Here is a 12,060-nt window from a genome sequence, read left to right on the forward strand (position 1 = left end):
GTCACTAACTTAATACGAAGCTAGCATTACCGCGCTCGGCTGCAGGGAACCCACTTGGTAGTCTCAGAAAGCCGTGTCGTCCAACGCTCTAGGAGTATCCGTGTCCAACCCGTCCGCGTCCGTCAGCCCCCTCGAGCCAGGCAGTTTGGACGGCCAGCGCGCTCTCGTCACCGGTTCGTCGCGTGGAATCGGCGCCGACACGGTGCAGTACCTCGCCGGCGCGGGCGCATCCGTCGCGATCAACTACCGCAACAAGGAGGTGCGCGCCGTCAAGCTGGCCGACGCCATCCGCGAGAAGGGCGGCACGGCCATCACGGTCGGCGCCGATCTCACCGATGCCGAGTCGGTCACGGCGCTGTTCCAGGCGGTCGCCGACGCGTGGGGCGGGCTCGACATCCTGGTGCTCAACGCCTCGGGCGGCATGGAGCCCGGTATGGCCGAGGACTACGCCATGCAGCTCAACCGCGACGCTCAGGTGAATGCCCTGAACGCCGCGCTGCCGCTGATGGGTCCCGGGTCCCGCGTGGTGTTCGTCACCAGCCACCAGGCGCACTTCATCCGCACCACTCCCACGATGCCCGAGTACGAGGCGGTCGCCCTCAGCAAACGTGCGGGTGAGGACGCCCTGCGCGTCCTCCTCCCGGGTCTGGACGAGAAAGGCATCGAGTTCGTGGTCGTCTCGGGCGACATGATCGAGGGAACGATCACGGCGACCCTGCTCAACCGGCTGAATCCCGGCGCGATCGATGCACGAAAAGAGGCGGCGGGCCGCCTCTACAATGTCGGCGAGTTCGCCGCGGAGGTCGCCGCCGCTGTCGTCGACCCGGTCCCGGCCGACCACACCCGCCTGGTCGGGGACGTGTCGAGCTTCGAGCCGGTCTCCGAATGAAGTCGTCCGATCTCGAGCTCCTGACCGACGTTTCGCGCCCCTCCGTCCACCCCAGTGGCTCCCGCGCTGTCGTGTCGGTGACGCATCCGTCCCTCACGGCCGACGCCTCTGTCGGCCAGCTCTGGAACATCCCGCTCTCCGGCCACGCGGCTCCCCGTCGGCTCACCCGTGGATTCCGCGATACGGCGCCGCGCTTCTCGCCCGATGGACGCCTGATCGCCTTCCTGCGCGCGGTACCGAAATCGCCGCCGCAACTGTGCGTGGTCGACGCCGCCGGCGGTGAGCCGGTCGCGGTCACGAATCGCACTCTCGGCGTGACCGAGTTCGCCTGGGCGCCCGATGGTCGGTCGCTGGCGTTCGTCAGCCGCGAGCCCGAGCAGGGCCGTTACGGCACGGTCGACGGCATCGATCCGAACGCGGAGCGCCCGCGTCGTTTCGACACGGTGAAGTATCAGCAGAACGGGCTCGGCTACATCACGGACCGCCGCGCACACGTGTACGTCGTGCCCGTTCCCGATGTCTGGGCGGAGCCGGCGATCTCTCCCGTCGCGGAGCCGGACGGCTCCCTGGCACCCGCGCCGACAGTCGCGACGCCCCGCGCGCTCACATCGGGGGACTGGGACGACACGACGATCGCGTTCTCGCCGGACGGCGCCACGCTGGCGTTCGTCTCGGCTCGTCACGAGAGCCGCGACCACGACCTGCGCTCGAGCGTCTTCCTCGTGCCGCTCGACGGCAGCGGTGACCCCGTCGACGCGACGGCGGAGCACAGCAGCCTCTCGATCGTCGCCGTCGCGTACGGGCTCAACGGTGTGCTCTACTTCAGCGCGCAGGACGTGGGGGAGAGCGGGCGAGACTTCGTGGCCAGGAACACGGCCCTCTACGCGATCGAGCGTCCCGGCTCCGCGCCCCGGCGCCTGACCGACCCGGAGACCGTGGACCTGACCGAGTCGGACATCGTCGCCTACCGTGACGACAGCGCTCTCGTGACCGACCGGCGGCGCGGTTCACTGGTGCTCACGGAGGTCCGCGCCGACGGCACCGCCCGGCGCCTCACCGACGACGCGACCGTGGTGAACGGTGCAGGGGTGGCGGGCGACACGATCGTCGCGAGCATCGCGAACGCCGCCACGGCGGGTGACGTCGCGGTGGTCGACGACGACGGCGTGCGAACCCTGACCGACTTCTCCCGGGGCCTGCGCGCGGCGGGGATCATCGCCCCTCGCGCGCTCACGGTCGAGGGACGCGACGGCTACCCGATCCACGGCTGGGTCGTGGCGCCGCAGGGTTCCGGTCCGCACCCGGTGCTCCTCACCATCCACGGCGGCCCGTTCGCCGCCTACACCGCGGCGTTGTTCGACGAGGCGCAGGTGTACGCGGCCGCCGGCTATGCGGTCGTGATGTGCAACCCACGCGGATCGGCCGGCTACGGGCAGGAGCACGGCCGCACCATCCGTCAGCGGATGGGGACGGTCGACCTGTACGACGCGCTCGACTTCCTCGACGGCGCGTGCGCCGCAGAGCCCGGCCTCGACGCCGAGCGCGTCGGCGTGATGGGCGGCTCGTACGGCGGGTACCTCACCGCGTGGACGATCGCCCACGACCATCGGTTCGCCGCGGCGATCGTCGAGCGCGGCTTCCTCGATCCCGCCGCGTTCATGGGCACGAGCGACATCGGCAGCTTCTTCAGCGACGAGTACACGGGGACCGACCCGGCCCTGATCGCTGCGCAGAGCCCGCAGTCTGTCGTCGAGCGGGTCACGACGCCGACCCTCGTCGTCCATTCAGCCAACGACCTGCGATGCCCGCTCGGTCAGGCGGAGCGCTACTATGCGGCGCTCAAGCGCAACGGCGTCGAGGCCGAGCTCGTGATCTTCCCGGGCGAAGACCACGAGCTCAGCCGTAGTGGGCGTCCGCGGCACCGCCGGGAGCGCTTTGAGATCATCCTCGATTGGTGGCAGCGCCACCTCTCGGTTCAGGGCGACGGCCGCTAGACGGTTGCCGCTACCCCGCGGCTCGCTCTGAGCCCCTCGCGGCCGAAGGTGAATGCGCGGACGATCCGGATGATCCGTCGACACGTCTTCGAGAGCCACTACACCGGCGACGAGCGTGCGGACGCCGCTTCCGATTCCGCGGCCGAGTATCCCGACGCCGATTCGGCGCGCGCGGGAGGGGCGCGCCGTCAGGGGCACCTGCTTAGATCGAGGTGGAGACCGAACGGACGGAGCACATCGAATGACCACGGCCAGCACGGGGACCACCTCTTCCAGCGGCGCAGCGGCAGCGGACGCCCACGACGTCATCCGCGTCCGCGGCGCGCGTGAGAACAATCTGAAGGACGTCAGCGTCGACCTCCCGAAGCGTCGCCTGACCGTGTTCACGGGCGTCTCCGGGTCGGGCAAGAGCTCGCTCGTCTTCGGCACCATCGCCGCCGAGTCGCAGCGGCTCATCAACGAGACCTACAGTGCCTTCGTGCAGGGGTTCATGCCGTCGCTCGCTCGCCCGGACGTCGACGTGCTCGAGGGACTGACGACGGCGATCCTCGTCGACCAGGAGCGCATGGGCGCGAACGCGCGCTCGACGGTCGGAACCGTCACCGACGCGAACGCGATGCTCCGCATCCTGTTCAGCAGGCTCGGGCAGCCTCACATCGGCTCACCGCAGGCGTTCTCGTTCAACATCCCGACGGTGCGGGGCACCGGCGCCATCACGATCGAGGGCAAGGAGGGTTCGACCGTCCGGCGCGCGTTCGAGCAGACGGGCGGCATGTGCCCGCACTGCGAGGGCATGGGCATGGCCTCCGAGATCGACCTGACGCAGCTCTACGACGAGAGCAGGTCGCTGAGCGGCGGCGCCATCACCGTGCCGGGCTATACGGCCGACGGCTGGTCCGTCCGGATGTTCAGCGAGTCGGGCTTCTTCGATCCGAACAAACCGATCCGCGACTACTCGGAGACCGAGCTTCACGACTTCCTCTACAAGGAGCCGCTGAAGGTCAAGATCAACGGCATCAACCTCACCTACGAGGGACTCGTCCCTCGCGTGCAGAAATCGATGCTGTCCAAAGACGTCGACGCCATGCAGCCGCACATCCGCACGTTCGTCGAGCGCGCGGTGACGTTCGCTCCGTGTCCCGAGTGCCACGGGACACGGCTCAACGAAGGTGCGCGCTCGTCGTTGATCGGTGGCGTCAGCATCGCGGACGTGTGCGCGATGCAACTCAGCGACCTCGCCGACTGGATGCGGCAGCTCGACGAGCCTTCGGTGGCGCCGCTGCTCGCGAACCTGCAGAGCACGCTCGACTCGTTCGTCGACATCGGTCTGGGCTATCTCTCGCTGGACCGGCCCTCCGGGACCCTGTCGGGAGGAGAGGCGCAGCGCACCAAGATGATCCGCCACCTCGGTTCGTCGCTCACCGACATCACCTATGTCTTCGACGAGCCGTCGATCGGTCTGCACCCCCACGACATGCAGCGGATGAACGGGCTGCTGGTGCAGCTGCGCGACAAGGGCAACACCGTGCTCGTCGTCGAGCACAAGCCGGAGATGATCGCGATCGCCGACCATGTCGTCGACCTGGGGCCGCGCGCGGGAACGGCCGGGGGAGAGATCGTCTACGAGGGGACGATCGACGGGTTGCGGGGGAGCGACACGCTCACCGGTCGGCACCTCGACGACCGGTCGTCGGTCAAGGGGTCGGTCCGGGCGAAGACCGGCGTGCTGGAGGTCCGCGGCGCGAACGAGCACAATCTCCAGGAGGTCGACGTCGACATCCCGCTCGGCGTCCTGGTGGTCGTCACCGGGGTCGCCGGCTCGGGCAAGAGTTCGCTCATCCACGGCTCGGTCGCCACGCGCGACGGCGTCGTCGCGATCGATCAGACGGCCATCCGCGGGTCGCGGCGCAGCAACCCGGCTACCTACACGGGGCTGCTGGAGCCCATCCGCAAGGCGTTCGCCAAAGCAAACGGCGTGAAGCCCGCCCTGTTCAGCGCGAACTCGAAGGGCGCATGCCCCAACTGCAATGGCGCGGGCGTCATCTACACGGATCTGGGCGTGATGGCCGGCGTCTCGACGGTCTGCGAGGTGTGCGAGGGCAAGCGATTCGACGCGTCCGTGCTGGAATACCGGTTCGGCGGGCTGGACATCAGCGAGGTGCTCGCGCTGTCGGTCGACGACGCCGAGTCGTTCTTCGCGCACGGTGATGGCCGACTCCCCGCCGCTCACGCCATCCTGCAGCGCCTTGCGGATGTGGGGCTCGGTTACCTGACCATCGGCCAGCCGTTGACGACGCTCTCGGGCGGTGAGCGCCAGCGACTCAAGCTCGCGACCCACATGGCCGAGAAGGGCGGCGTCTACGTGCTCGACGAGCCGACGACGGGCCTCCACCTGGCCGATGTCGAGCAGCTGCTTGCGCTGCTGGACCGCCTGGTCGACTCCGGGAAGTCGGTCATCGTGATCGAGCACCATCAGGCGGTCATGGCGCACGCCGACTGGATCGTCGATCTCGGCCCGGGCGCCGGACATGACGGCGGCCGCATCGTCTTCGAGGGAAAGCCGGCCGACCTGGTCGCGGCGCGTTCGACGCTGACGGGGCAGCACCTGGCGGAGTACGTCGGGGCCTGACGCGCGTCAGGCGCAGGCGAAAGCACTCCCGGACGGCTCGTAACGCGAGTTCGTCGAGAAGTCACGCGTAGGAACGGTTGCGGAGGTCAGGGCCTACGAGCGGCTGCGGCCGATCCGCGTTCCTTTCATCGTCGACCGAGGCACCCGCGACGATCGCATGGTAATCTATTTGCACAGGTATTTCACACCTCAGCCCTGCAATGAAACCATGTTATGATCAATCATGCGAACTAGAGCGTCGGGAATGCGGCGCCCGACGTCGGTGGTTCGTTCGGGGAGGCGAGTAGTGTGACGGTCTCCTTCCTCCTCGGCCTCGCAGTGGCATTCGGGGGAGCGCTTCTGCTTGCCAGTGGTTCCGAGCTGCAGTCGCGCGCTGTCTTCGCGGCAGACGGTCGGTGGCGCTCGTTCTTGCGCTCGCCGCGCTGGCTGCTCGGTCTTCTCCTGCTGGGTATCGCGGTGTCCACGAACTTCATCGCGCTCGCGCTCACGCCGGTCAGCGCTGTGCAATCGATGAGCGTGGTGGCTCTCGCAGCATCCGCAGTTTTCGGACGGGGCGCGATGACGCGTTCCGGCGTGTTCTCCGTGATGCTCTGCATCGTCGGGATCCTCGGCTTCATCGCGATCCTCGCCGTCCAGACCCCTGTCGGCGACCTCATTCACGACATGCGGATGCAGTTCGCGTTCGCGACCTCGATCCTCGCGGCGCTCACCCTCCTCGGGCTCAGTGCCGTGATCTTCGGGTGGAGCACCACGGCTCCCGGAGCCCGGTTCTTCGGATTGATCGCCGGGGCGATGGTGTTCGGATGCGTCACGACCGTCTTCAAGACGATCGTCACACTCGTCCAAGCTCACGGGCTGGTGCCGACAATGACCGAGCCGAGCACGCTGCTGGGGCTCGGCGTCGTCGGGGCAGCAGGCGTCGTGGCCAACATCCTCCTCCAGCGGTCGCACCGCTACTTTCCTGCGCCCGTCGTCGTCGCCGGCCTCACGATCGTCGATCCGCTCACCGCGGCGGTGATCGGCATCACCGTTCTCGGCGAGGCGTCTCTGGAACCCCTGCCCGTCATCGGGTTGATCGTGTGCGGTGCACTCGCGTGCATCGGGGTCGCCGGCGTCAGCCGTCTGGACCGCGCATCCGAGTCGACCGCTGCGGTTCGCGGCGAGGCGCCCTCGATCGAATACATCCCGCAGCGTTAGGAATCGTCATGCATCTCGCCTTTTTCAGCGACCAACATCCGGCCACGCTCGGCGGTCTCCAGGTCTCCCTCGGCGTGCAGCGCCAGCACCTCGAGCAACGCGGTCACTCCGTCACCGTTTGCGCGCCCAAGTCAAAACGCACCCCGTCGTCAGGGTATGCGCGTCCCGGCGACGTGACGGTCGGAGCGATTCAGGTCGGCGAGCACTCGGTCAGCCTCGCTGGAACACGGTTCGACGATGCCATCGACCTGGCCTTCGCCGACAAGCCCCCCGTTGATTGCGTGCATATCCAGGGGGATGTCTGGGGTGCGTGGAACGGCTACCGGTTCGCCGCGCGGCACGATCTGCCGATCGTTCACACGATGCATACGAACATCGAGGTCGGGCTTCCTGCCATCTTTCCGTTCCCGCGCACGGCTTTCTGGCTGCTCTACGCTGCTCAACAGCGTTTCCTCCATTCATCTCGGATTCGGAACATCGCCGACTACACGAGAGCGTTCGCCGATCGTGCTGACGTGATCATCGCACCAAGCAAGCACTTCGCCGAGCGCCTCCACGGATACGGCATCGAGGACGAGATCCATGTGCTTCCCACCGGGGTCGATGATGGTCTGGTCAGGACCGTCCGCGGTTTCCCTCGTCCCCAGAGGAGCAGGCCGCTGCTTCTCTGGCCTGGCCGAGTCAGCCAGGAAAAGCGCATCGGCGACTTCTTCGAAGCGTTCTCCCGCGCGGGTGTCGAGGCTGATATCCACGTCTACGGCGCAGGCAGCGACCTCGCCAATGCCCGGAGAAGGAGCGCGGAGCTCGGGATCGATCGTTATGTCACCTTCTTCGGCACGGTATCGCATCAGCGTGTGCTGCGGGCAATGCGCGACGCCGACGCCGTCGTGCAGAGTTCCGTCGGCTACGAAACCCAAGGGCTCACCGTCTACGAAGCGGTATCCGTCGGCACGCCGGTGATCCTGCGCGACTCCAACATCGCGCTCGACCTCCCCGCGGGTCTGCGTCACACCGCAGCGGAAGGGTCCATCGACTCGTTCGCAGCTGCGATACGTCAGTTCGTTCTGAACGCGTTCCGAGACGGGCCGCGACCCGAGCCTTCAGAGAAGTTCATGCAGAGCAACCTCACTGCTCGAGCCGAAGAACTTTACCGACGGGCGCAGATCATTCATGGAAAGCGGCGTGCGGCCAGCCCGTCGAGGAGTGAGCAGTATGCAGCCTGAGCATGAGCACGCCGAAGTGATTTCCCTGACGGTGGCCGGCTCCCAGACATCGGTGTACGCATACGGACAGAACGACGCGCCGGTGGTGCTGGCAGTGCACGGCTTCCGCGGCACGCACTTCGGCCTCGAACCCCTCGCCGTCCGCCTCGCGTCGCGCGGGTTCCGAGTGCTCGCACCGGATCTCCCGGGCGCCGGCCGCTCCACTCCGTTGCCCGGCACACATGATGCCTCCGGCTACGGACTCTGGCTCACCGAGCTTGCAGCGGCGTTGCCGCGCCCGCGCGTGCTTCTCGGGCATTCTTTGGGGAGCGTCATCGTCGGTTCCGCGATCGCGAGCGGTGCTGCGCATGACGCCGCGGTGTTGATCAACCCGATTCTCGAGTCGCCGCTCAGTGGGCCGAAACGCGTTGCAACTGCCGCGACCCGCTTCTACTACGCGCTGGCGGAGCGTCTCCCGCCGACGCTGGGCCACCGACTGCTCGCAAGCCGACTCATCGCCGGCATCGGCGCCACGCTCATGACCAGCACGAGCGATCGCGCGCTGAGGAGATGGATCAGGGACGAGCACTTCCGCCAAGTGGGAGCGTTCGCGTCGCGCGACGTAGTTCTCGAGGCATTCGAGGCGTCGATGTCTACCACTGTCAGCGACTTCGGGACTCCTTTCGACCGCCCAACGCTGCTCCTAGCCGCAGATCGCGATCCGCTCAGTGCGACATCCGCATGCGCGGCGTATGCCGCCGGTCTGCGATCCGGTACGTTTCACGTCTTTCCCGATCGCGGCCATCTTCTCCCGTACGAGGAAGCTCACGCACTGGCCATTGTGATCAGCGACTGGGATCGCACGGTCGTGGGTAACGAACTCCGCGCCTGAGCGGACCACATCGGAGTTCGAGGTGCGTCAGCCGGAGGCGACGGCGCTCCCGGTCTCCGGAGGCCCACGACGCCGCGGTGTCGGCGTAGCGCAGGTCGACCTGGACGTCCTCGTTCCGGACCCTGACCCAATCCCAGTCGAGATGCTGTCCGCAGAGGTCGCCGATCTGCGTGTCGAGAGCCTCCTCACCCGGGTAGGCCGCATCGGACGATTGGGGGAGTTCGCCCTTCGACAGCAACTGGGCGATATGCGGCGACCCGCAGTCGATCACCGGATAGGAGTCTGCGGACTTCGAGGTGTAGGTCTGGAGGCAGTCGCCGGGCGTGAGTGTGCCGAGCGGACGGAACGGCACTGTCGCGACAGCCTGCGTCGGGGTCGGACGGGGCGGAAGGCCCAGGGGAGAGGGTGCCAGGTTCGGCTGCGGTGCGGCGTTCTCCGATGGCGGCTCTGACGCTGATGCGGGCGCGTGACCGGATGTGGGTGCGAGTGCGAAGGCCGCAGCGCCCGCCAATCCGACCAAGACGGCTGCCGTGACGGCCACGACAACGATCCAGCCTCGGCGCGATAGGCCGTCGGAGGTGTCGGCTGTCCGTGGCTCGGGGTGACGCGGCCGGCTGACTCTCACAGGTTCATCCTACGATCGCGCGACTCATGGGTCGGCGAGGGTCGGCGCCAGCCCGGCGGCGACCAGCGGTGCCGCTCGAGGCGTGGAGGATATCCTCAACTCATGCACGAAACCGCCGAACACGAGGCGACTCTGCGTCTGCCGGTCGGCGGACTCACCCGTTCAGAGCTGAGGGCGGCGCTGCGCTTGGGCGGCGTCCTCCTGAATGCTCACGCGGAGACGCTTCTCGAGCACGCCGCCTTCGACACGAGGGATCCTCAGGAGATCACCATCGTCGAGTGCGACGTCGGCGACCTCGAGCTGCCGACGGGTGCGACGCGGCCGGAGGTCTTCGCAGCCGCTTGTGCGCACGGGCTCTCGCTCTGTCCGCCGGACACCGGACCGTACCTGCGCTCGCGCTGACGTCGCAGCGGAACGCACCCGACTCCGTTATGTCAGCCGGAAGGTCACCCGCCGGCGCACTCAAGGTCGCCACGGCTCCGCTCAGCGCCGACGTGGAGTTTCCCACAGGCTTCTATCTGCGTGTCGTCGACCACCGGCCCTGGCTGCGCGGATACCGGTGCGACGACGAGTACCGGTTCTCACCAGGCGACCGATTCGCGTTTCAGATGTCTGGGGACTGAGCGTGTACTCGGTGCCGCTGACCACCCATCCGGTATCGCTGATAATGCACATTATGTCAGCTTTAAGACGACATCTTCGCATCTGATGCGAATACGCTGGTGGCAACGACTCCCCTGTAGTGGCGCCGGAGTGTGGGCTGATCGTTGAGGCCGATAATGACGGGCAAGTGATGGTGCTGACGCGCTCGTATGGTTGTAATTGGCCTTTGATCAGGTTGTTTAATGTCGAGGTTGCGCATGATTCGCAGTTAATGCGAAGCTTTCGCACATTATGCGAGTCTCTGAATCGGTCCTGTTGCCCGGTGCTGTCCCGTCGTTTCTGCAGGGTCGGACGGCACGGGACTATCTCAGTAACGGTGTTTCCGGCGGTTTTCATTTAGTAGGTCTCCGCGGCCGGCCAGCGGTCTGCGAAGGTGATGGCGAACGCGTTGAGAGCAGGTTTCCATCGCATCGTCCATCGGACTCGTCCCGCACCGGTCGGGTCGAGTGATCTGGTGACAAGATACAGGCACTTGAGCGCCGCCTGCTCTGTCGGGAAGTGTCCTCTGGCGCGCACCGCACGCCGGTATCGGGCGTTGAGGGACTCAATCGCGTGAGCGTGTCAAATGGTGTGTGTAAGGGGTGGGTCTCCTTGCGAAAGGAAGTGTGATGTATCAAGACATCTCTGACGTTTCTGCATCAGGACATCTCTGACGAATGATGTATCAGGACATCTCTGACGTTCCCGGATTCTTGCGTGGGCCGCGGGGTCCTCGGGGGTTGCCGCTGCCGACGTATTTGATGCCCGGCGCGGGCCAGGGATACTCCGCCAGAAGGGTGCCGTGGGCGTCGAAGATCAGCAGCCGGTCGTCCTCCTCGACTCGGTAAGCGATGCTGCCTGCGAGGGTGCGGCTGACTTGGAATTTGGTGCCGCGGGCATAGACGGTGCCGTTGTCGTGGATCCGCGTCATGCGCAGTCCGTCGTCACCGAGAGGTGCGGCGGGTTGCGGGACCGGCCGGGGTGGTTCGACCACGGGTGTCGCCGCCCAAGCGAACGCCGGGGTGACCCGACCCGGCAACCCTTGGTGGGGCCGCTCGGTGTTATAGATCTGATCGAAATCGTCGACCTGGGCTTGGAGCTGCGCGAGCGTCTCTGCCAGCGGTTGCTTGTCGAGCCAGCGGAACAGGGTTTGGTGGAAGCGCTCGTTCTTGCCTTGCGTGGTCGGCTTGTAGGGTTTCCCGGTGATCGGCTCGACGCCGAGCGAACGCAGATAGACGACCAACTGACCCAGCACCCCGCGCCGGGATGGGTTCAACGCCGCCCCGTTATCCGACAGCAGCCGTTGCGGGACGCCATGAGCGGCGATGCCTTTGCTGACCACCGCGATCGCGCCGTCGGAGGTCTCACCCCAGGAGACATGGGAGGCGACCGCGAGCCTCGAGTGGTCGTCGATGAGCTGGAAGATCACGCACTTGCGTCCGCCGGTGAGGACGTATTCGGTGGCGTCGAGCTGCCAGCACGCGTTCGGCGCGGGATAGACGAACCGCCGATACGACGCCCTCGGCTTCTTCTTCGGCTCCAGTCGGGCGACACCCTGGTCCCGGAAGATCCGTGACAGCGACGCCGTCGAGGGCACCGGGTCCATGCCGAGCGAGCGCATCTTCTCGTGGACACTGATCGGCCCGTGGTCCAAGCCCGAAGCCTCCAATGCGGCGCGCACCCCGATGACCTGCTGCACGACTTCGTCGGCGACCTTGGACGGGCTGCTCCGCGGTCTCCTCGACCGCGGCTCCAACGCCGCCGCCGGCCCATCCTTCGCCGCCCGTCTTCGGATCGCATAGAACGTCTCACGAGAGATCCCGTGCTCCGCGCAGAACGTCGTGATCGCTCCCCGCGGCGCATCCGGCGGCCACTGAACGATCGCGAGACGGACACGAGGATCAACAGGGTCAACACGGCTCATCCCTCAAAGATCAAGGGAGAAGTGTCAGGACCAAACGACGCCGAAGCGTCAGAGATCTATTGATTC

At 66.8% G+C, this 12,060-nt stretch carries 9 protein-coding genes and 1 pseudogene; 7 read left to right on the forward strand and 3 right to left on the reverse strand.

Features of this window, described 5'->3' with window-relative positions:
• The first annotated feature begins 100 nt into the window (after nucleotides 1-100).
• The 6 genes from ACPPVW_RS15620 to ACPPVW_RS15645 all read left to right on the forward strand — a co-directional run bounded on the left by ACPPVW_RS15620 (nucleotide 101) and on the right by ACPPVW_RS15645 (nucleotide 8,803).
• A complete protein-coding gene (locus tag ACPPVW_RS15620) occupies nucleotides 101-889 on the forward strand; it encodes an SDR family oxidoreductase (RefSeq protein ID WP_426623992.1) in 789 nt (262 codons plus the stop codon).
• Entirely contained in the window at nucleotides 886-2,883 is a 1,998-nt protein-coding gene (locus tag ACPPVW_RS15625; protein WP_426623993.1) for a S9 family peptidase, read from the forward strand. The genes ACPPVW_RS15620 and ACPPVW_RS15625 overlap by 4 nt, the downstream gene beginning before the upstream one ends.
• Nucleotides 2,884-3,124: 241 nt before the next feature.
• Nucleotides 3,125-5,512, forward strand: coding sequence for an ATP-binding cassette domain-containing protein (locus ACPPVW_RS15630; protein WP_426623994.1), 2,388 nt, complete (start codon nucleotides 3,125-3,127; stop codon nucleotides 5,510-5,512).
• Nucleotides 5,513-5,800: 288 nt separating this feature from the next.
• Complete coding sequence (locus tag ACPPVW_RS15635) at nucleotides 5,801-6,709, forward strand: hypothetical protein (RefSeq protein ID WP_426623995.1); 909 nt, start codon at nucleotides 5,801-5,803, stop codon at nucleotides 6,707-6,709.
• Between the two features lie 8 nt (nucleotides 6,710-6,717).
• Nucleotides 6,718-7,932: a glycosyltransferase gene (locus ACPPVW_RS15640; protein WP_426623996.1), complete on the forward strand. Its 1,215-nt coding sequence runs from the start codon at nucleotides 6,718-6,720 to the stop codon at nucleotides 7,930-7,932.
• Complete coding sequence (locus tag ACPPVW_RS15645) at nucleotides 7,880-8,803, forward strand: alpha/beta fold hydrolase (protein ID WP_426623997.1); 924 nt, start codon at nucleotides 7,880-7,882, stop codon at nucleotides 8,801-8,803. Before ACPPVW_RS15640 ends, ACPPVW_RS15645 begins: the two co-directional genes overlap by 53 nt.
• Here the strand turns inward: ACPPVW_RS15645 and ACPPVW_RS15650 are convergent.
• The gene (locus tag ACPPVW_RS15650) at nucleotides 8,757-9,155 is read right to left on the reverse strand and encodes a septum formation family protein (protein ID WP_426623998.1); all 399 of its coding nucleotides are present in this window, start codon (nucleotides 9,153-9,155) and stop codon (nucleotides 8,757-8,759) included. The two genes, ACPPVW_RS15645 and ACPPVW_RS15650, sit on opposite strands and share 47 nt — an antisense overlap.
• Nucleotides 9,156-9,530: 375 nt before the next feature.
• Between ACPPVW_RS15650 and ACPPVW_RS15655 the strand changes: the two genes are divergently transcribed.
• The gene (locus tag ACPPVW_RS15655; protein WP_426623999.1) at nucleotides 9,531-9,830 is read left to right on the forward strand and encodes a hypothetical protein; all 300 of its coding nucleotides are present in this window, start codon (nucleotides 9,531-9,533) and stop codon (nucleotides 9,828-9,830) included.
• 597 nt (nucleotides 9,831-10,427) lie between these two features.
• On the opposite strand, the pseudogene ACPPVW_RS15660 reads toward ACPPVW_RS15655, so the two are convergent.
• Together ACPPVW_RS15660 and ACPPVW_RS15665 are read right to left on the reverse strand one after the other, a co-directional pair.
• Nucleotides 10,428-10,646: pseudogene (locus ACPPVW_RS15660) on the reverse strand (transposase); the annotation flags it as partial.
• 109 nt (nucleotides 10,647-10,755) lie between these two features.
• A complete protein-coding gene (locus ACPPVW_RS15665; RefSeq protein ID WP_426622935.1) occupies nucleotides 10,756-11,994 on the reverse strand; it encodes an integrase core domain-containing protein in 1,239 nt (412 codons plus the stop codon).
• Nucleotides 11,995-12,060 lie beyond the last annotated feature (66 nt).

The sequence above is a fragment of the Leifsonia sp. McL0607 genome (assembly GCF_049993355.1).
Classification (GTDB): domain Bacteria; phylum Actinomycetota; class Actinomycetes; order Actinomycetales; family Microbacteriaceae; genus Leifsonia.